This window comes from Dehalococcoidia bacterium (assembly GCA_021295915.1).
Lineage (GTDB): Bacteria > Chloroflexota > Dehalococcoidia > Lucifugimonadales > UBA1123 > VXRN01.
The window spans coordinates 44,056-62,180 of record JAGWBK010000003.1; the positions used below are offsets into that span (position 1 = coordinate 44,056).

The 18,125-nt window shown below is 56.1% G+C and carries 23 protein-coding genes; 13 read left to right on the forward strand and 10 right to left on the reverse strand.

Annotated features, from left to right (window positions below):
- Window positions 1-20: 20 nt before the first annotated feature.
- The 5 genes from J4G14_01900 to J4G14_01920 form a co-directional block, all read right to left on the reverse strand.
- On the reverse strand, window positions 21-431 hold the full coding sequence (locus tag J4G14_01900; protein MCE2456556.1) for a class I SAM-dependent methyltransferase: 411 nt from the start codon (window positions 429-431) through the stop codon (window positions 21-23).
- A gap of 300 nt (window positions 432-731) precedes the next feature.
- Window positions 732-1,016, reverse strand: a complete 285-nt coding sequence (locus J4G14_01905) for a hypothetical protein (protein ID MCE2456557.1) — start codon at window positions 1,014-1,016, stop codon at window positions 732-734.
- A 9-nt stretch (window positions 1,017-1,025) separates the two neighbouring features.
- Window positions 1,026-1,466: a hypothetical protein gene (locus J4G14_01910; GenBank protein MCE2456558.1), complete on the reverse strand. Its 441-nt coding sequence runs from the start codon at window positions 1,464-1,466 to the stop codon at window positions 1,026-1,028.
- Window positions 1,467-1,491: 25 nt separating this feature from the next.
- Window positions 1,492-2,484 carry an electron transfer flavoprotein subunit alpha/FixB family protein gene (locus J4G14_01915; GenBank protein MCE2456559.1) on the reverse strand — a complete coding sequence of 331 codons (993 nt, stop codon included), beginning with the start codon at window positions 2,482-2,484 and terminating at the stop codon, window positions 1,492-1,494.
- Between the two features lie 39 nt (window positions 2,485-2,523).
- Window positions 2,524-3,321, reverse strand: coding sequence for an electron transfer flavoprotein subunit beta/FixA family protein (locus J4G14_01920; GenBank protein ID MCE2456560.1), 798 nt, complete (start codon window positions 3,319-3,321; stop codon window positions 2,524-2,526).
- A gap of 683 nt (window positions 3,322-4,004) precedes the next feature.
- Here J4G14_01920 and J4G14_01925 point away from each other — a divergent pair.
- The 3 genes from J4G14_01925 to J4G14_01935 all read left to right on the forward strand — a co-directional run bounded on the left by J4G14_01925 (window position 4,005) and on the right by J4G14_01935 (window position 5,797).
- Window positions 4,005-4,439 carry a hypothetical protein gene (locus tag J4G14_01925; protein MCE2456561.1) on the forward strand — a complete coding sequence of 145 codons (435 nt, stop codon included), beginning with the start codon at window positions 4,005-4,007 and terminating at the stop codon, window positions 4,437-4,439.
- A gap of 97 nt (window positions 4,440-4,536) precedes the next feature.
- Window positions 4,537-5,427, forward strand: coding sequence for a methylenetetrahydrofolate reductase (locus tag J4G14_01930; protein MCE2456562.1), 891 nt, complete (start codon window positions 4,537-4,539; stop codon window positions 5,425-5,427).
- 226 nt (window positions 5,428-5,653) lie between these two features.
- Window positions 5,654-5,797, forward strand: coding sequence for a hypothetical protein (locus J4G14_01935; protein ID MCE2456563.1), 144 nt, complete (start codon window positions 5,654-5,656; stop codon window positions 5,795-5,797).
- A gap of 59 nt (window positions 5,798-5,856) precedes the next feature.
- On the opposite strand, the gene lipA is transcribed toward J4G14_01935, so the two are convergent.
- Both lipA and J4G14_01945 read right to left on the reverse strand, forming a co-directional pair.
- Window positions 5,857-6,735 carry a lipoyl synthase gene (gene lipA, locus J4G14_01940; protein ID MCE2456564.1) on the reverse strand — a complete coding sequence of 293 codons (879 nt, stop codon included), beginning with the start codon at window positions 6,733-6,735 and terminating at the stop codon, window positions 5,857-5,859.
- Window positions 6,736-6,847: 112 nt separating this feature from the next.
- The gene (locus J4G14_01945) at window positions 6,848-7,291 is read right to left on the reverse strand and encodes a nucleoside deaminase (protein ID MCE2456565.1); all 444 of its coding nucleotides are present in this window, start codon (window positions 7,289-7,291) and stop codon (window positions 6,848-6,850) included.
- Between the two features lie 167 nt (window positions 7,292-7,458).
- On the opposite strand from J4G14_01945, the gene J4G14_01950 reads away from it, so the two are divergent.
- A complete protein-coding gene (locus J4G14_01950) occupies window positions 7,459-7,848 on the forward strand; it encodes a hypothetical protein (protein MCE2456566.1) in 390 nt (129 codons plus the stop codon).
- A gap of 6 nt (window positions 7,849-7,854) precedes the next feature.
- Here J4G14_01950 and J4G14_01955 read toward each other — a convergent pair whose 3' ends face one another.
- Window positions 7,855-9,141, reverse strand: coding sequence for a hypothetical protein (locus J4G14_01955; protein MCE2456567.1), 1,287 nt, complete (start codon window positions 9,139-9,141; stop codon window positions 7,855-7,857).
- Between the two features lie 77 nt (window positions 9,142-9,218).
- Between J4G14_01955 and J4G14_01960 the strand changes: the two genes are divergently transcribed.
- Genes J4G14_01960 through tatC form a run of 4 tightly spaced genes read left to right on the forward strand, consistent with a single transcriptional unit; the run spans window position 9,219 to window position 12,267 of the window.
- Entirely contained in the window at window positions 9,219-10,478 is a 1,260-nt protein-coding gene (locus J4G14_01960) for a class I SAM-dependent RNA methyltransferase (protein ID MCE2456568.1), read from the forward strand.
- Window positions 10,479-10,496: 18 nt separating this feature from the next.
- Window positions 10,497-11,162, forward strand: coding sequence for a Maf-like protein (locus J4G14_01965; protein MCE2456569.1), 666 nt, complete (start codon window positions 10,497-10,499; stop codon window positions 11,160-11,162).
- Window positions 11,159-11,515 carry a twin-arginine translocase TatA/TatE family subunit gene (locus J4G14_01970; GenBank protein MCE2456570.1) on the forward strand — a complete coding sequence of 119 codons (357 nt, stop codon included), beginning with the start codon at window positions 11,159-11,161 and terminating at the stop codon, window positions 11,513-11,515. Before J4G14_01965 ends, J4G14_01970 begins: the two co-directional genes overlap by 4 nt.
- Window positions 11,512-12,267 (forward strand): twin-arginine translocase subunit TatC, encoded by a 756-nt coding sequence (tatC, locus tag J4G14_01975; GenBank protein MCE2456571.1) that lies wholly within the window; start codon window positions 11,512-11,514, stop codon window positions 12,265-12,267. Before J4G14_01970 ends, tatC begins: the two co-directional genes overlap by 4 nt.
- A gap of 76 nt (window positions 12,268-12,343) precedes the next feature.
- Here the strand turns inward: tatC and tatA are convergent, their stop codons facing one another.
- Window positions 12,344-12,544, reverse strand: a complete 201-nt coding sequence (tatA, locus tag J4G14_01980) for a twin-arginine translocase TatA/TatE family subunit (protein MCE2456572.1) — start codon at window positions 12,542-12,544, stop codon at window positions 12,344-12,346.
- Window positions 12,545-12,692: 148 nt separating this feature from the next.
- Here tatA and J4G14_01985 point away from each other — a divergent pair, with 148 nt between their 5' ends.
- Window positions 12,693-13,841, forward strand: coding sequence for a trypsin-like peptidase domain-containing protein (locus J4G14_01985; GenBank protein ID MCE2456573.1), 1,149 nt, complete (start codon window positions 12,693-12,695; stop codon window positions 13,839-13,841).
- Between the two features lie 13 nt (window positions 13,842-13,854).
- Here J4G14_01985 and J4G14_01990 read toward each other — a convergent pair whose 3' ends face one another.
- A complete protein-coding gene (locus J4G14_01990) occupies window positions 13,855-14,472 on the reverse strand; it encodes an NIPSNAP family protein (GenBank protein MCE2456574.1) in 618 nt (205 codons plus the stop codon).
- A gap of 235 nt (window positions 14,473-14,707) precedes the next feature.
- On the opposite strand from J4G14_01990, the gene galE reads away from it, so the two are divergent.
- The 4 genes from galE to J4G14_02010 all read left to right on the forward strand — a co-directional run bounded on the left by galE (window position 14,708) and on the right by J4G14_02010 (window position 18,107).
- Entirely contained in the window at window positions 14,708-15,700 is a 993-nt protein-coding gene (gene galE, locus J4G14_01995; protein ID MCE2456575.1) for a UDP-glucose 4-epimerase GalE, read from the forward strand.
- Between the two features lie 247 nt (window positions 15,701-15,947).
- Entirely contained in the window at window positions 15,948-16,832 is an 885-nt protein-coding gene (gene rpsB, locus J4G14_02000) for a 30S ribosomal protein S2 (protein ID MCE2456576.1), read from the forward strand.
- A 16-nt stretch (window positions 16,833-16,848) separates the two neighbouring features.
- Window positions 16,849-17,352, forward strand: coding sequence for a translation elongation factor Ts (tsf, locus tag J4G14_02005; GenBank protein MCE2456577.1), 504 nt, complete (start codon window positions 16,849-16,851; stop codon window positions 17,350-17,352).
- A 14-nt stretch (window positions 17,353-17,366) separates the two neighbouring features.
- On the forward strand, window positions 17,367-18,107 hold the full coding sequence (locus J4G14_02010; GenBank protein ID MCE2456578.1) for a UMP kinase: 741 nt from the start codon (window positions 17,367-17,369) through the stop codon (window positions 18,105-18,107).
- Window positions 18,108-18,125: the final 18 nt, after the last annotated feature.

The following is an 18,125-nucleotide window of genomic DNA, read 5'->3' on the forward strand; positions in this document are numbered from 1 at the left end:
GACTTGCAGTCTGGATCAGGTCAAGTTTTTTGAAACAGAGTTACGTTCCTGGACGGGAATTCAACATCCCATCCCATCTCGCGACTGACCCACAACATGGTGCGTTCCGAGTAGAACCCAATGTGGGTCGGATCTCTTTGATAGTACCAGGACGAGAATCCGGGCCGGTCCTCCAGCATTCCCGTCATTATGCCGAGGTACCCTCCCGGCACCAGCAGAGAGTCGAGGAGCTTGAACTCATGCAGTGGTAACCGTAAGTGCTCCACCGTTTCAGTACAGGTTACGAAGTCGTATCGCCGCTCCAGGACCGATTCTTCCGGGAAGAAGTAAGGATCGTAAAGACTGACCTCAAATTCGTCCTCCTGCATCATCTGGGCCAAAGCCGGACCAGGCCCACAGCCAAAGTCCAGTCCAGTGGAACCGTTAGTCAACCTGGGTCTCAGAACGTCCCATAGTCGAGATAGGAAGTTGCGATACCCACAGTCAGACGGATCGTTGTTGTGCGTCAGATAGCGTTCTATCTCTGCGCTCTCAGGTAGATGAAACTCGGGAGGGACAAAGACGAGCCCGCAGTCATCGCAGTCCCAGAATTCCCTCAAGCCATGACTGTCGTCTGATCTATGCAGGAGGTGACATGAACTGCCGTCGCAAAGTAGGCAGGCTGGAACACTCATGCATACATCGCCGACATCAGGCTATCGTGTATAGCTAACTTGGCAATAACAGTCTGGCTAGTAGACGTCGAGTGTGAACGCCTGACCGTGGGGGGTCTCCTTGAAGTCAAGGATCGAGGTCGAGAGCTGAGGGGCAAGTTCCTGCTTCAGAAGAAGTATCTTGATGCCCCTGAGCGTTACGCTCATATCGTCGCTCTTCTCTTCGTCTACAACAATGCCGAAGTCGCCCGGACCGGGCCACGCCGGCGGTATGGCGAGCCGCAGGCATCGTCCGACCCCTAGATTCCTGTAGTCGACAATGCGCTTGAGTTCGCGTTTGGCATTTCCGGTGACCGTAAGCATGGCACGCCGTTAATCGGAATCGGCAGGCCAGATGGTGTGATAGTTGCGGCCTGTAATTGCCGACACGAGCTCGTCTCGTTCCATCTGCCGTAGCTCACTGAGTGCTTCGTTGCAGGCCGTGACCGCGGAACCATCCCCAGATTGGCTGATCCTGTCGACTATCTGGTCCCAGACTCCCGACTCAACCAAGCTCTCCACGTACCTCTGCCATGGAATGAGAGTCAAGTTAGTGGGCCTTGGGAACTGCGGACGCAAACGACGAATCGACCGCATCCGGTCCTGAGGCGACCGTGCCATAGGCATCAGACGCACATATGGCCCTACAGAGTCATTGGCCCTTGTGTCCACGATCAGTGCGCGACGAAATGTCGGGAAGAAAACCGACATGACCTCCGCTTCCGATACATTCCTGATAACCTGGTCGATATCGAAGAGGAAGTTTCCTTCCATCTACATACCTCGCCTACTGAGAGAACTAGCTGTCTCTCAACTCTCTGACAGTCTCGATGAACGAGGGCAGTACTCTGTTCCAGTCCCCAACCACGCCATAGGTGGCCGACTTGAAGATGTTGGCGTCCTCGTCGCGGTTGATTGCGACTATGTTCTTGGAGGCAGAGCAGCCGGCCATATGCTGGCTCGCGCCTGAAATTCCGACGGTAATGTATAGATCAGGGGTGATTGTCTTCCCAGTGAGACCGACCTGGTGGCTGTGGTCTATCCAACCTGCATCGCAAGCCGCCCGCGACGCGCCAAGTGCGCCACCGAGTGCATCGCTCAGACTCCGAAGCTCGTCGAATGGCTCCGGTCCCCCCAGGCCCCTTCCACCGCTGATGACAATGGTCGCATCTTCCAGTCGAACTCCCTCCGCCTGCTGTGTGACGGTCTCGACCAGTCGTGCCTTTATTGCTGACTCATCCAGGCTAATGGGAAAGTCCTCTACTTCGCCGCTTCTCTCTGCGTCGGGCTCCAGGACCTCGAACACCTTGGGTCTCACGAGAACGACTTGTGTGTCATCACCGGCAAATGAGACTCGCGACAGTGCATTTCCGCCGTAGACTGGACGTGTAGCGACGACCCGACCACTGTCGCTGTCGATGGATACTTCAACGCAGTCCTGGGCAACAGCTACCCCAAGCCTGAACGCAAGACGGGGACCGACGTCCCTGCCAATCGGAGTTCTTCCTATGAGGACAATGGATGGTTGCGTCTGGGACACTACCTGTGTGAATGCTTCCAGGTGTGCATCTATCTGAGGTTCAGACAGCAGGGCGCTTTCCACGCGGTACGCTTTATCCGCACCCAATGAGATGCACTCTTCCGCTGCGTTCCCTACAGAATCGGACTGCAGCGCTACCTCGACCTCGTCGCCAGTTTCCCCTGACAGCGCCTTGGCTACCGCAATAAGCTCGCCTGTTACGCTGGCGAGTTCTCCCTGGTTCATCTCTCCGAAAACCAGAATGCCTGGCATTTTATCCGCTCCGATTTCGAGTCAAACTTGTGAGGTTTCTTAGATCAGCCTTGCTTCGCGAAGCTTCAGCGCGAGATTTCTACCTGCCTCCACCTCGTCTTCGCCCTCTATGAATTCGCACTGCTGATCACTGACAGGTACATACAAGTCCTCCAGCGACAACTTCGGCGATAGCGAGGCCTCGTCCAGGTCCAGCTCGCTGGCTGACCAGACCGTCGGCGACTTCCGTCCTGCCATCATTATACCCCTGAGTGTCGGGTACCGCGGCTCGCCCAGCTCATTGCTTACGGTCACGACTGCGGGCAAGGGTGCCTTAACTACCTCGTAGCCATCGGTCAGTGCCCGTTGCACCACAATGCCGTCGCCCTCTACGTCAATCTTCTGGGCCAGGGTGACGCAGGGAAGGCCCAGGAGTTCAGCCACGCCAAGCGGCACCATCGAGTTATCCCAGTCAGATGCCTGCCTACCACAGAGGACCAGGTCGAACTGCCCGATCTTTCTGATTGCCTCTGCCAGAGCATTCGCCGTAGCAAACGCGTCCAACTCTTCGACGGCAGGATCGTCCACCAGAATCAGGTTGTCGGCGCCCATTGAAAGCGGCTTCTTCATGACGTCCATGACGAATCCACTGCCCACGGAAACTACGGTCACGTCAGCCCCTACCGACTCTTTGAGCTGGAGAGCTGCCTCAACCGCGTTCTCGTCGAACCCATTTACGACAGGAGGAATACCAGCTGCCGGCAATACTCGCTTCGCTTCGGGATCGATCCGAAATGCCGAGGCCGGAGTCTCCGGGTCGACGACCTGTTTTGCACATACGACTATGTTCAGGGGCACTGGGGATACACCTCATTTGCAACGTGGAATTAGCTATGCACAGCATTCGGACTATAGCAAAGAAATTTGCGCTCATGCAATTTCTCCTGCCGGTATTCCTGAACTTAATTGTCCTGCTGCGGAATGTAAGAACTAAGGTATTGAAAGCTCACTTTATGAATACATAAACACCCATTTGGACTTCCATTGAACCCAAGTTAGGTGCCGTCGCATCTGTTGGGAAAGACACAGCCTGTAGAGTGCAAATGTCGCGATTTACCCGCGCTCAAGCCTTCAAAATTGCGCCCAGTTGAAAAACCGGAAACTTCCAATATTTTTCTCTATGAATTGCTGACTTACTACCTTGCGACCACCAAGGTTATGCCATTTATGATTTAAGTGACCTGGCCATACCGTCGTTGAATCTACTTTCTCCGATGTATCTCCAGATCTCTGCATGCAGAAGTGTGCGGAACGCGGGGGAGTCCGATTCGTCGGACAGCGTTTCGCCCAATCAAAACTTTTGGTCAAAGTGGTCCGTGAGGATCACGGCTGAGAATACATAGATCATCGTTCGCCCTGGTAAAGGTGCGTGCACAGATGGCCGCGGCGCAAGACCATATAAGAAACCGCTGGCGCGTCCTTAATAGGCACACACGAGTACCGGGTCGAGACCAGTACTACAGTAACGAGGAGTTTTCACTATGGTGGTCTCGTCTGCACCATCAACTAATACCAGCACACAGGCACGACATGCCGTGTGTCCCCGCTGTGAGGCATCGCTGGTCTCCAACTACTACGAACCTCAGTGTCTCCAGTGTGGTTACGTCGACTACAGCTACACGCCCCCAACCCAGATCGGAAGAAGGAACCTGATGAGCGCGGCTACTCGCTACGTCTTCAGGTACGTGGGAGACGCTCCCAAGCTTGCGGAGACCCTGGCTCACGTGCAGCTGCGGCGCCTTCGCAACCGTGTCGTGTTCGGGGTTACCTGCCCTCTCTGCGACAATGGCGTCGAAATGGAGCAGACCTCCTTGAGCGGCAAGCGAAAGGAAATCCGCGAAGAGCGGTACCGGTGCCCAGACGGCCATCGAGTGTCTCTCATACCCCGCAAAGACGGCAGCATGGGGTGGAAATAGCCGCCTCTGGCGGTAATACTGCCTAAAATAACGGCCGGGGACTTCGCGAGGTCCCCGGCCATTTTCTTTCTTGCCATGAGCTTCACGGTCTGCGAATTTGACAACTGTCACCAATGTCGTCGTCTCGTCTTCCGGTAGACCTGTCATCATTTGCGACGTGTCTCCTCCCCGCGGAGGAAGTTCTGGATCGCCCACTGAGGTCGCCGACATAGACGCCGACTTCCTGTCGGTAGCCTACAATCCCGGGCAGTCCGTACGGGTTAGCTCTGTATTCATCGCCTCCTATCTTCAGGAAGGACTCGGGAAACCAGCGGTCTTTACCCTGGCGACCCGTGATATGAACCGCATAGCGGTACAGAGCCTGTTGCTGGGCGCCCACTGGCAGGGACTGAGGAATGTCGTCGTCGTAAGAGGCGATCCCATCCAAAGCCGCGACACTGGACGTGTCACGACAGTCAGCGACTATACGACCACTTCCCTGCTGACCGACATAGTCGGAATGAACAGAGCCCTCGACTTCAGGGGACTTGCCCTGGCAGCTCCCACCCGATTCTGCGCGGGGGCGACAGTGGACTTGTCTAAGGGAGCAGACCGGGAAATTTCACTTGCGGTTCGCAAAGTCAACGCCGGTGCCGAATATCTACTCGCTCAGTCCCACTTCGGAGTCCACGACCTCGTAAACCTGCGACGTCGCATGTCACAGGGCCCCAATGTCCAAATCCCGGTATTCGCGGGGGTCCAGATACTGAGTCACGACGGAATTGACTTCGGGAATGTTCCCGACGACATTCGCAACGAGCTCGACTCTGGCAGGTCCGGGTTGGACATCGCCAGGCAACTGGTGTTCGACCTCTGGTCTGAAGGGATCTCGACCTTCTACGTTCTTCCGACTATTCTTCAAAGGGGCTTGAGAGACTACAAGGCCGCATCTGAGCTAATCGAGTACATCAGGACTCTGCCCTCTTCTCCCTTCAATGCAAGTCGTTGACTCGATTGAAGGCCCTAGATATAATTTTCGGCAAGCCAGTGTGAACGAGGTATTACCAGTGGCCACCGAAACGGGAAAGCGGTATTTCTGCGGCAAGTGCGGCGCTGAATTCGTCGTCACGAGGGGCTCCGAAGAAGGAAACATCCACTGCTGTGGCGAGCCGCTGAGCAAGAAGTAGAGGCAGCGGCAACGCTCCTCCAAACTGCGACGACAGAGGTGAACTTCGATGCCTAACCAGCTAGGGCGACGGTACCAGTGCGAGAACTGCGGCACAATGGTGTTGTGCACCAAGCCCGGCACAGGCGCTATTCTCTGCTGCCAGTCTGAAATGCCTGTGCAGCAGCCCAGAAAGCTCCCGTCTTCCGACTAGACGCCCTCTCTACTGAACTTGATGCCCTCCGCGCCTGCTTTGGCGTGGAGTTTGCTATGTCACGCGATAGGAACTCTCGTCGCTGACGCGTGCTGTTCATCGGCGTGGTATGAGCTTCTTACCAGTGGGCCTGAAGCGACGTGATCGAAGCCCAGACCTTCGCCGACCTCTCGAAGCTCATCGAACTCAGATGGTGTGTACCATTTGACCAGCGGTGTGTGTTTCGCAGAAGGACGCAGGTACTGACCTATAGTCAGTAGATTGCAGTCGACCGATCGCAGGTCCTCCATCGTCTCTACGATTTCGTCCCACGTTTCGCCCAAACCCACCATCATGCCTGACTTCGTGACTGCCTCACTGTTGATCTCACGAGTCCGTCGAAGCAGTTCAAGTGACTGGTCGTAGTCGCCCCTGGGCCTGACCCTGCTGAATACACGCCTCACTGTCTCGATGTTATGGTTGAGCGTGTCCGGCCTCGAGTCCATCACCGTCTCGAGTGCATCCCAGTTGCCTTCGAAGTCTGGGATCAGCAACTCCACTCGGCACTCCGGCATACTCTTGTGGATCTGCCTCACGCACTGGGCGAAGATGAACGCGCCTCCGTCGGGCAGATCATCCCTGTTGACGGACGTTATTACCGCGTAGTTCAGCCCCATCCTTTCGACCGTCTCGGCAAGACGCCCCGGCTCTTCGAGATCAAGACCGACCGGCGTACCGGTTGTTACAGCACAGTATGCACAGGCCCTCGTGCAGATATCGCCGAGGATCATAAAGGTCGCGGTTCCCCGCTCCCAGCACTCCCCGATGTTCGGGCAGTGGGCCTCTTCGCAGACCGTGTGAAGCTGCTCTGACCTGAGCATGTCCTGAAGACGCAGGTAGTTGGGACCACCCGGCATCCTTACCTTGAACCACTCTGGAAGACGACGCTGCGCCGGCATTACTACCCCCTAATGGGTGGCTGTTACAAGTACTCGCCGAAGAGTCTTCGTGCTGTACCTTCTCATTCGATTGTAAGAACTGGCAGCCCGTTCAGCAAGAGTTCAGACTGGCTTACTTGCCAATGTCGCTATTCCAATGCTGAGGATTCGACTCGATGAACCCTCCCAGCATCTGCTTGGCGTCTTCAAGATCAAGGTCAGTCACCTCAATCCCGTGCCGTAACATCAGGTCGTAACCGTTAGACTCTCCGAAGTTCTCTGATTCCGCTACCACAACCCTGGAGATGCCAAACTGCACGATTGCCCCTGCGCACATGTGGCATGGCATAAGCGTCGAATACATTGTCATGCCGCGAAAGTCCTGGATTGTCTTTCCGGCGTTGTAAAGGCAATTGATCTCGGCATGCATCACGCAGGCGGAATCCTGGATTCTTCTATTTCGACCCGTCGCAGCCATACTGCCGTCATTGTCGACCAGGACCGCTCCGATGGGAATGCCGCCCTCGGCCAGTCCGGCCTGGGCCTCATCCAGTGCGGCCTTCATGAATTCGTCCAAGTGGTTGCCTCCTGTTCATACTGATCGCAGATAAGTGTAGCTGATGCAGTCCACCATTACTTCCCGTAGGGCGGCATCCGGCTTGGGCTGCCCGGGCTGGTTCAGTGCTGACCACTGCCATGTGCTACGCTACTCGGACCTGTTCCTGAGGCTTCATTTGTATCCGCATGGAGGGCTGGCATTTGAGTACACGTGAAATCACAATCACAGCGGGCTCTGCGAGCATTGGAGCTGCTCTGAACGACTCTGCCATTGCTACCCGGGTATGGGATGCGTTGCCAATCGAGGCATCGGCGAGCACGTGGGGAGACGAGATCTACTTTGGCATCCCCGTCGAGGGAACTGAAGAACCTGATCACGAAGTGGTCGAACTTGGGGATCTAGGTTACTGGCCTCCTGGCAGTGCTTTCTGCATGTTCTTCGGACCGACACCAATGAGCAGGGGCGACGAGATTCGTCCTGCCAGCGCAGTCAATATCATCGGAAGCATGAGTGGTGACCTGGAATCCCTGAAGTCCGTTCCATCCGGCGCACCGGTTATTGTTGAGCGGGCCTGAGAGAGGTCATTCGAGAGTAGTTCCGCTTTCCTCCCGCTTCTCGGACTGTTTGGGGAGGACGACCTTCATTTCGGTGTATAGTCCGAGCTCGGACTCCGCTTCGATGTTACCTCCGTGTTCTCTGATTACGTCAAAGGCCAGACTCAACCCCAGTCCGGTGTTTCTCCCGCCTTCCTTCGTTGTAAAGAATGGATTGAACATCCGCTCCATGGTCTCTGGAGTCATTCCAACTCCATTGTCCCTTACAGTCATGACCACGGCTTCTTCAGTTATCAATGTACCGACGCTCAACTCAGGTATATAGTCTTTACCATGATTGTTGGCCTTGTCAGCCATGGCCTGGCACGCGTTGGTCACTATGTTCGCAACTACCCTTGCAATGTCCTCGGGTACGGCAACAACCTCTTCCATAGAATCGTCGAGTTCAAGATAGACCTCCGCACTGAAACCTGGGTCCTGAGCTTGCACCGAGCGGTGTGCCAAATTAGTCTGCTCGACCACCAGCGAGTTCAGGTCCAGCGGCCTGAATCCGCCTCCGGTACCCCTGTCAAGCATAAGCATGGCGGAAACGATTCCATTTGCTCGGTCACTATGGTGGACCACCCTATCCATGTTGTCGACGAGGTCCTTGATCAGCTCCTCAGCCTCTTCCCTGTCAGTCACACTCGAACCCTCTATCATTTCGCTAAGTTCCAACCCAATGTCCTTGGACAAGACGGCAAAGTTGCGAATGAACTGAAGAGGGTTGCGTATCTCGTGGGCCACCCCAGAGGATAGCTCCCCGAGTTCGGCCAACTTCTGCTGGCTGATGATCTGGTCTTGACTGCGATGAAGCTCTTCTAATGCCTCCTCCAGATCTTCATTCTTCTGGCTGAGTTCGTCCGAGAGTTGCTGCACCCTGTCGAGTTGCATTGCTCTAATAGAGTTCAATCGCAGGGTCTCTAAGGCGAGGCAGGCCTTGGATACCTCGTCCCGTCCCCATGGTTTCACACGGTACTCGAAGTCGCCCATTCCCAGCCGCCGGATCCAGACCTCTACTGCAACGGTCCTTAGACCAACCAGCACAACCAGGGCGGCCATGGCAAGGGCTGAGATTAAACACATCGCAGCCGTGATGATCAGGCCTAATTCACCAATGAGAACAGCCTGCACATTGATGGCGGCGAGTAAGCCAAGAACTGTCAGCACCAGCAGGATGTGCTGCACTGAGTAGCGCCTGATCGAATACTTGGACATCCCAAAAGGATCGTTGAAGTCCTGCGATTCCTCGAACGAGAAACTTCGTTCTTCCATATTTCCCTCCGCGTTTACCGGACAGCCACAACCCCTATGTTATATTGAATGCCATTGGCATTACCGCCGGCATGACTATGTTAACGAAAGAACCCAGCAAACAGACCACGCGCTCACGAAAGACGCGTCTGGAACCCGAACCCGAGTTCGTCGAATTAGTCCTTGGCGAAGTCGACGAGTTGGGCGACACAACGGCGTATTTCGAGGGCGAGTTCATCAACGTCGCTGGAGGAATGCCCGGCGAACGCGTCATCGCCAGGATCTATCGCTACCGTCGGCGCCGTAAACAAAGAGTCTCGGGGATTGTCGATACGGTCCTGAAGCCGTCGTCCAACCGCGTAACACCAAAGTGCGGCTACAACGGCCGCTGTTCCGGCTGTCAGTGGCAACACGTTTCCTACCCTGCCCAGCTTGAGCTCAAGCGCAATAGAATCGTTAACGAATTCGCCAAGCACGAGTCGTTGCAAAGTGTCCATGTTGCCGAAACACTGCCCGCGCCTTCAGAGTTCTACTACCGAAATCACGCACGTTTCACGATTCGACGCGGAGGCCAACTCGGCTTCTCCAACAGGATCACTCGCCACTTCGTGAGAATAGACCACTGCATGTTGATGGCGCCGACAATCAACGAGAAGGTCACCGAGTTCCAGGACCGCGCTGCAGAGACCACCAACATGTCCGTCCGTGTCGGCGTTAACACCGGAGACTTTCTGGTCCAGCCGACTTTCCAGAATCCCGATATAAGGATCCCTTCCGGTCAGACACATTACACGGAGCGCATGGGTGGTACAGATCTTCGCATCGCTTCACCCTCTTTCTTCCAGGTCAATACGGAGCAGGCCCAGAACCTGATCAACATAGTCCGTAGTCAGCTCGATCTCCGATCCGATCAGGTGCTGATCGACGCCTATGCTGGAGTGGGAGTATTTGCGATACTGCTCGCCCCGTATGTGGGCAGGGCCATTGCCATCGAGGAATCGGCCTCAGCGGTGGCGGATGGTAAGTCAAATGCAGCTGAAACGGAAAACGTTGAGTTCGTTCAATTGAAGACCGAGGAAGCCCTGGCTGATCTTGTCGACATCAGTGGCCTTGAGAAAGTGCCTGACGCAGTAATTTTGGATCCCCCGCGCGTCGGCTGCCATCCGGAGGCCCTCGAGTCGCTCCTCAAGTTGGGTCCAGACCGCATTGCCTACGTTTCGTGTGATCCGCCTTCATTGGCGCGCGATTTGGATATCCTGTCGCGTGGCTGCTACCTTGTGTCCGAAGTACAGCCTGTGGACATGTTCCCGCAGACATATCACGTAGAGTCCGTCACCACACTCACGCGTGCGACGTAGTTCCGGCGGTTCCTAGAGTTGCCAGACGCACCCAAAGTCACACTACTGTCGTCCTCTGCCAGGAGGCGGGAGATCGTCAGCAACAGCTTTTCTGATGCCGCCATTGAAGACTCAAGAGGCGAAGAACCCAGACCCTCCGAGGCGGAGGCTGCAGAAGATTACGTAGTGAGATCGGCAGTCGCCAAGCTCGGAGGCCCGCCAGGGCCAGGAGAAGATGGCCTGCTTGTTAGTGCGGATACTGTCGTCGTGCTCGAGGGGGAGATACTTGGAAAGCCCTCGTCCAAGGAGGAAGCCCGCTCGATGCTCAACAGACTCAGCGATGCCTGGCACCAGGTCATTACGGGAGTAGCTGTTCAAAAAGCCCGCACCGGCGAAGTGTTCACCAGCTCGGAGACTTCCTCAGTGAAGACGCGACCCTTTTCTGCCGCTGAAGTCGAGGAGTATATCTCCAGCCCGGAACCATACGACAAGGCTGGTGGGTATGCTGTCCAGGATGACGTGTTTCGACCGGTGGTTATGACGGAAGGGTGCTATCTAAACATAGTGGGACTTCCACTCTGTTCAGTGCTTACTCTTATGCGGCGCCACGACCCGGCGGTCGAATTGCGGGACTTGAGGAGCATCCCCTACTATGACAGGTGCAACGACTGCAAGCTGCCCGGCGTAGCGGAGGGTCTGCCGTGAACATCTTGGGAATGGGACCTCTTGAGATCCTCCTTATCGCCCTAGTCGCCTTCATCTTCCTGGGACCTGAGCGTATGTCAGATGCGGCACGACTCCTTGGCAAGGCGATCAGGGAGGGTCGCAATATCGCTTCAACCATCCCCCGAGTGGTGGTCGAGGATGACGACATCAAGGTCGTCGAACGTGGCCGGTCAACCAGCCTAATCAATGACAGCCCTGGACCCAAGTCGAAACTTGAGGAGGAACCTCAGGCACCCGAAGACGATGATGGTCCTGTCCCCTTCTCCAGAAGTGGCCCACCACCCGCAAGGCCGGATGCCGCAGACTCTCGTCCGGACGCTCCCTCACAATGAACGAAGAAGGTGCAGTTCCCCTCAGAAGCCACCTGGTCGAGCTTAGGAAACGGCTTACCTATGCCGCCATATCTGTTCTGGTTACGACCGCCGTCGCCTTCGTGTTCCACGAACAGGTCCTGATCCTCCTGATGGAGCCCGCGCAACAGTTCGTTGACACACCCAACGGCAAGCCCATCTTTACCGAACTCACTGAGATCATCTCGGTTGCTGCCAAAACGTCTCTGCTGGTCGGGCTCTTCGTATCCCTACCGTTCGTGCTCTACCAGATCGTCATGTTCGTCGCCCCGGGTCTTAAGCCTAAAGAGCGTAAGTACCTTTACGTGTTGATGCCCGCGAGTCTACTGGCATTTGTAGTTGGTGCAGCCTTCGGCTACAGGGTGCTATTTCCGCCGATGGTCAACTTCCTGCTTAACTTCGGCTCTGATGTTGCCACTCCCCTCATCAGCATCCGCAGCTACATCAACCTAATGCTGACCCTGCTGTTCTGGATGGGCCTGATTTTCGAGATTCCCGTTGTCACATTCTTCCTGGCCAAGATCGGCCTTGTGACGCCTGAGATGCTCGCACGCAACAGGCGATATGCCATTGTGGCTGCCTTTATCCTGGGAGCTGTCATCACCCCGACCTTCGACCCCATAAACCAGGCCTTCGTAGCCATTCCGATCATCGTGCTCTACGAGGCCAGCGTCTGGCTCGCCAAGCTGGCGGTACGCGGGAGAAGAAGGTCAGCGGCACTGAATCCCGAGTAACCCCACAGATAGCATCAGGGCCGCCCCTAGTTGGGACGGCCCTGTTTAATGAACCTGGGTTGTTGGGTCTGCCGATCTAGGACGGCTTCTGCCCGTTGCTGTCTCTGGAATCGGTTGTAGCAACGGCGCCTGGCTCGTCCTCAGCGGTTGCCTTCCGAAATTCCTTGATTGACCTACCCAGCGCACCGCCGATATCTGTCAGCCTACCGACGCCGAAGATAATCAATACTATGAACAGTACGATTATCAACTCCATCGGGCCTATCCTGAAAGGCATCGCAGACTCCTTATTGAGAACTAAGCGACTCTGACTACATGATAGCGACGCCGGAATTGGCGGTCAATTCGGCCACGCGTTTATAGAACACAGGTATACTGGATGTAGCAGCCGACAATTCTCCTCAACTAGCGAGGCATTTAGTAGAGTGTCGACCTACTTCGAACGGCAGCAACTGCCACCGGACCCCGAACCTTCACCCAAGAGGTCAGCCACAAGGCGAGCAATCGCAGTGGTGCTTGGAGCGGTTGCCGTAGGGTTTGCCCTTGGCATGTTCGCGGCCATTCAGTTCGGCTGGACTTCGGACGATGTTCCCAGCCTCTTCAGTGAAGCGCAGGTCTCACGCATTTTCGAAAGTGCCAGCCCGGCTGTAGTAGAGATCGAGGCGGTGCGCAGGATTGGCAATCTCCAGCTCGACATTCCGTTCTGGGGTTCAGGATTCCTTGTGGATGACGAGGGCCACATCGTAACGAACTACCACGTCGTGGCTGGCGGCGACGAGTATGTTGTCAGACTCTCCAACGGCACAGAGGTGCCCGCAGATCGGCTGGGTGTCAGCCAGGCAGATGACCTGGCCGTCCTGAAGGTCAGTCCCTCATACATCGAGGACATTTCCCCCCTGTCACTCGGCGACTCGTCCAAGGTGGCTCCAGGCCAGTTGGCCATCGCGATTGGCAGCCCATTCAGGGAATTCAACTCTGTGGGAGTCGGCGTTGTAAGTGGCATCGATCGAGGGCACAGCAGCATTCTTCACCGGCCGATCCCGGACATGATCCAGACAGACGTACCCTTGAACCCCGGCAATTCCGGTGGTCCTCTCCTAAACGCCGATGGAGAGGTGATAGGAATTAACACGTCCATCAGGATCGAGGGTGGCAGCCGCAGGGTGGAGGACTTCAGGGTCGGGTTTGCCGTGCCAAGCAACACCGCCCGCAGTTTGCTGCCCCAGCTGATTGCTGCCGTGGACCTCAGGAGGCCCTGGATCGGAATCCAGGGCGCTCCAGTTCCCAGGCAGATGCGCGAAACCGAAGGTCTGCCAAGGGGCATCTATGTTACTGGCGTTTTCTCAGACAGTCCTGCGCGTGAAGCAGGAGTGAAGGCCTTCACACGCTTCGGTTCCAGCGATACAGGCGACGTCATTACGGCCGTTGACGACGTACAGGTAGGCTCTGTCGACGATATGGTCGGCTACCTGAACACCAAGATCCCGGGCGACGCCGTCACGCTAACTCTCGTCCGCGAGGGCGAGGAACGCACCGTCGAAGTAACCCTCGATCCGTGGCCCGACGGAGCCTGATAGAACGACGCCTCTACTGCAGTGGCGAGAAGCTCATCGGCAGCATCAGCTTGTTCTCCTGCACCAGCGGTGCGATGCCGCCAGGGGGAGGCCAGACGCCCTTTTCCCGAGTTTCCGTCCTGACTTGCGCTCGATGGTCGTAGCTCTCATAGGCCCACATGTGGATCCAGGTATTGAGCCCGCCCAGTTCCGAGTACCATGCCCCAACCAGCGGGGAGAACTTCTCACGTTCTTCGATGTGCTCGCCCCACTTTTCGATCACATTCGGAATGTCGCCAGGGGCGTATGTGTAGATACGCATCTCGTACACGGGTCCAAGCTTCGCCTCTCCATGATCCTTGTTGAACGGAGCCGGCAGGAAAACCTCGGACTGCATGTTATTGACGAACTCGGAAGTATTCGGAGGCCACACACCGTCTTCTACGGCCTTGGCGCGAATTTCCAGTCGCTGGTTTAAGTCTTCGTACGGCCAGACGTGAACGACCTGGTTTAGCGGTCCCGCCTCGGTATACCAGAATCCGAACAGCTCCGAGTAATTCCGGCGGCCTTCCTTGATCTTGGCTGCCGCCCGCTTCTCAAACTCCGGCACTGTTCGAGGCTTGAGGTCATAGGTCCTGAATTCGTAGATCACAATACACTCCCTTGGTCGAAGTTACCGTATCAAACGGCGACTACTCGCACGTTAAAGCTGTCGAGCCAGCTCGATTTTCACTTTCAGCCATTGCTCGCAATGTGTTGAAGATTAACACGCCCCTCTCATATTTGTGAACTGACGACGCGCTGAACATTGAGCGCACCGCGTGCCATCTCCTACGATTATCCCAACAGAAATCCGAAGACTAAAGTCCATGGAGGCGTGACACGGAATGCCTGAGACCGTACTGGTAACTGGGGGGGCCGGATACATAGGCAGCACCATCTGTTCCGCCCTGGAAGATGCGGGACACAACCCAATCATCCTGGACTCTCTCGTCAGCGGAGACACCGGAATGATTGGAAACCGGCCCTTCTACCGTGGCGACGTTTCAGACCCCAGAGTGATCGCTGAGATCTTTGCAGATCATCCTCACATCACCTGCTGTATCCACTGCGCCGCCCTCGCTATTGTCCCCGACTCAGTAGATCGCCCACTGGACTACTACTCCAACAATGTCTCAGGCACTATCGATCTCATTAGAAGTCTCATGCACCATGGCTGCAGCAAAGTCGTCTTCAGTTCCTCGGCATCCGTCTACGATACTGCCCCTGGACCGGAGGTGACGGAAACGTCTCCCACTCGCCCCCTGAGTCCATACGCGAGGACAAAGTTGATAATGGAAATGGTGCTGGAAGACCTGGCGGAGGCATCAGGGCTTAAGGCTCTGTCGCTCAGGTACTTCAACCCCATCGGTGCAGACCCCAGGATGAGGTCAGGGCAACGACAGCAGGTCGCATCCCAAATCATGAGCGTCCTTGTGGAAGTGGCGTCGGGCCATCGACCCGCGTTCTACGTCACTGGCACCGAGTGGCCGACCCGAGACGGGACTGGAGTAAGGGACTACGTTCACGTGTGGGACCTTGCACGGGCACACGTGGCTGCCGTCGAGAAGATCGATAAAATCTTTCCTGACGAGGGCGGCAGTGAGATCATCAACCTTGGTACCGGTACAGGAGTCACGGTGCGCGAGTTCGTACACGCATTTGAGCGTGTCCTTGGACGAAGTGTCCATACTATCGATGCGCCTCCGAGACCTGGCGACGTTGCGGGAGCATACGCAAGCATCGGGAAGGCTGAACGTCTCCTGGGCTGGCGTCCCGAGTTAAGCCTGGAAGAAGGAATTCACCACGCTCTGGAGTGGGCGGAGCGAAGCAGGGAGTGACCAGAAACAGGCTGTTTGAGACACTCTTCTCCACCATCGGATCCGTTGGTGAGCGAATACCCCTGGCAGGTACTTGTCTGGTGATCCCTCGTATTTGAGGCAGATATGGCCCTATGCTATACTTTCGTGGGCGCTTTTGGGGCGCCGACGACTACGTGTGCATTCAATGAACAGCTATTGGAAGTGAAGGCGGGAGTTTATGGTTCAGACCTCACCTGAAGCCCTTGTTACAAGGCCTACCCAGCCCATGGCGAATTTCCTTTCGCCGCAAGGGCCGGTGTCCATGAAAATGCTGCTTGAAGCGGGAGTCCACTTCGGCCATCAGAAGCGTCGGTGGAATCCCAAGATGAAGCAGTACATCTTCTCCCACCGGAACGGGATCCACATCATAGATCTTCAGAAGACTCTGAGAATGCTGGATACCGCCATGGAGTTTATGACCGAAATGGTCGCGCAGGGTAACAAGGTGCTCATGGTGGGCACCAAGAAACAGGCCCAGGACTCGATCATTCACGAGGCGAACAGGTGTGGCGCGTTCCACATCACTACCCGCTGGCTTGGCGGCACCCTCACTAATTTCAAGACTATCCAGTCCAGGATCGACTACCTTGTCCACCTTGAGCAAGAGAAGGCCAAGGGCGAGTTCACCAGGCTCACGAAGCGGGAGTCCTTGAAGCTCGAAGACACAATCAGGCGTCTCAACCGCCACCTATCTGGCATCAAGGAAATGACAGATATGCCAGGTGTCCTGTTTGTCGTGGACATTGGCAAGGAGCATATCGCGGTCGCTGAGGCTCGCAAGGTTGGCGTGCCGATCGTAGCACTGGTCGACTCCGACTGCGATCCCGACCAGATCGATTACCCAATCCCAGGAAATGATGACGCCATAAGGTCCATCCGCCTGGTTTCGGCAAAGATGGCGGAAGCAGTCATCGAGGGCCATCATCGCAGGCTGTCGTTGGAGACTGAGGAAGTAACAAACCTGGATCCTGTCGCCGACGGCACCGAAGCAGCAACTCCAGAAGTGGAAGTGGCAGAAGCGCCGGAAGAAATTCCGGAACCGGTAGTTGAGCCCGCTCCTACACTGGCGGCCCTGGAGGCACTAGCCCGGGCCCACAACAATCCTTCTTAGGAACAACAAGGAAGATATGGCAGTTACAGTTGACGAAATAAAAGCCCTGCGCCAGATTACAGGTGCAGGGGTGATGGACAGCAAGCGAGCGCTGGAAGAAGCCAGCGGCGACATCAAGAAGGCGGAGGAGCTTCTAAGGCAACAGGGCATAGCATCCGCTGCCAAGAAGGCAAACCGCGCCACCAACCAGGGCCTTGTCGAATCCTACATCCACAGCGGCGGCAGGATAGGCGCCATCGTGGAAGTGAACTGCGAGACCGACTTCGTGGCCCGAACCGAGGATTTCAAGGAGCTCGCTCACAACCTTGCGATGCAGGTTGCGGCCATGTCTCCCGCATATGTTGACGAGTCGGCAGTCCCCGAAGACGAGACTGTGGACCCCGCTCAGGACTGCTTGCTCCAACAGCCGTTCATCAGGGACCCTGGAAAGACTGTCCAGGAGCTGGTCAACGAGACTGTAGGCAAGTTGGGTGAGAACGTGCGTGTCAGAAGGTTCACGCGTTTCTCGCTCGGTGAATAGCTCGAGGTTGTCCCATCGCCCCACGTTATAGCCGAATCCTGCTGAAACTCAGCGGGGAGTCTCTACAAGGCGAGAGAGGATTCGGGGTAGACCCGTCTGCCGTCGAATACATGGCTGGGGAGATCAGGTCCGTACTTGAACTCGGTGTAGAGATGGGAGTCGTCGTCGGAGGGGGCAACATCTGGCGAGGTACTCAGGCCGAACTCGACGGCATGGATCGCGCAACGGCTGACTATGCCGGCATGCTGGCCACTATCATCAGCGCGCTGGCCCTGCAGGACACTCTCGAACGCAAATTTGGCCTGGTCACACGCACCCAAAGCGCAATTAACGTATCGCAGGTCGCCGAGCCGTACATCCGCCGCCGCGCTATCAGGCACCTCGAAAAGGGCCGCATCGTTCTGTTCGCCGCGGGCACTGGCAATCCCTTCGTGACTACGGACACGGGCGCCGCACTCCGGGCCATTGAGATTGGTGCTGACGTGCTATTGATGGCCAAGCACAACGTGGACGGCGTGTATGAGGCCGATCCTCTGACAAATCCAGGCGCAAAGAAGATTGAGCACCTGACCTATCTCCAGGCACTCGAAAAGAGGCTGCGTGTGATGGACACTACTGCGCTCTCTCTGTGTATGGACAACGACCTGCCAATAATAGTGTTTGATCTCTTCAAGGAAGGTAACCTGCTGAAGTTGGTCAGTGGGGAATCTCTCGGCTCAGTCGTCTCTTCTCTGGAACGCGCCAGTTCAGTCTGATTTCCCACATCTTGCTGG

Bases quoted from the DNA above. Each gene is read 5' to 3' on its own strand.
- J4G14_01955 (MCE2456567.1), bottom strand. From the start codon at position 9,141: ATGGAAGAACGAAGTTTCTCGTTCGAGGAATCGCAGGACTTCAACGAT.
- J4G14_01960 (MCE2456568.1), top strand. From the start codon at position 9,219: ATGTTAACGAAAGAACCCAGCAAACAGACCACGCGCTCACGAAAGACG.
- tatA (MCE2456572.1), bottom strand. From the start codon at position 12,544: ATGCCTTTCAGGATAGGCCCGATGGAGTTGATAATCGTACTGTTCATA.
- J4G14_01935 (MCE2456563.1), top strand. From the start codon at position 5,654: ATGCCTAACCAGCTAGGGCGACGGTACCAGTGCGAGAACTGCGGCACA.
- tsf (MCE2456577.1), top strand. From the start codon at position 16,849: ATGGCAGTTACAGTTGACGAAATAAAAGCCCTGCGCCAGATTACAGGT.
- lipA (MCE2456564.1), bottom strand. From the start codon at position 6,735: ATGCCGGCGCAGCGTCGTCTTCCAGAGTGGTTCAAGGTAAGGATGCCG.
- tatC (MCE2456571.1), top strand. From the start codon at position 11,512: ATGAACGAAGAAGGTGCAGTTCCCCTCAGAAGCCACCTGGTCGAGCTT.
- J4G14_01910 (MCE2456558.1), bottom strand. From the start codon at position 1,466: ATGGAAGGAAACTTCCTCTTCGATATCGACCAGGTTATCAGGAATGTA.
- J4G14_01950 (MCE2456566.1), top strand. From the start codon at position 7,459: ATGGAGGGCTGGCATTTGAGTACACGTGAAATCACAATCACAGCGGGC.
- J4G14_01905 (MCE2456557.1), bottom strand. From the start codon at position 1,016: ATGCTTACGGTCACCGGAAATGCCAAACGCGAACTCAAGCGCATTGTC.
- rpsB (MCE2456576.1), top strand. From the start codon at position 15,948: ATGGCGAATTTCCTTTCGCCGCAAGGGCCGGTGTCCATGAAAATGCTG.
- J4G14_01915 (MCE2456559.1), bottom strand. From the start codon at position 2,484: ATGCCAGGCATTCTGGTTTTCGGAGAGATGAACCAGGGAGAACTCGCC.
- J4G14_01925 (MCE2456561.1), top strand. From the start codon at position 4,005: ATGGTGGTCTCGTCTGCACCATCAACTAATACCAGCACACAGGCACGA.
- galE (MCE2456575.1), top strand. From the start codon at position 14,708: ATGCCTGAGACCGTACTGGTAACTGGGGGGGCCGGATACATAGGCAGC.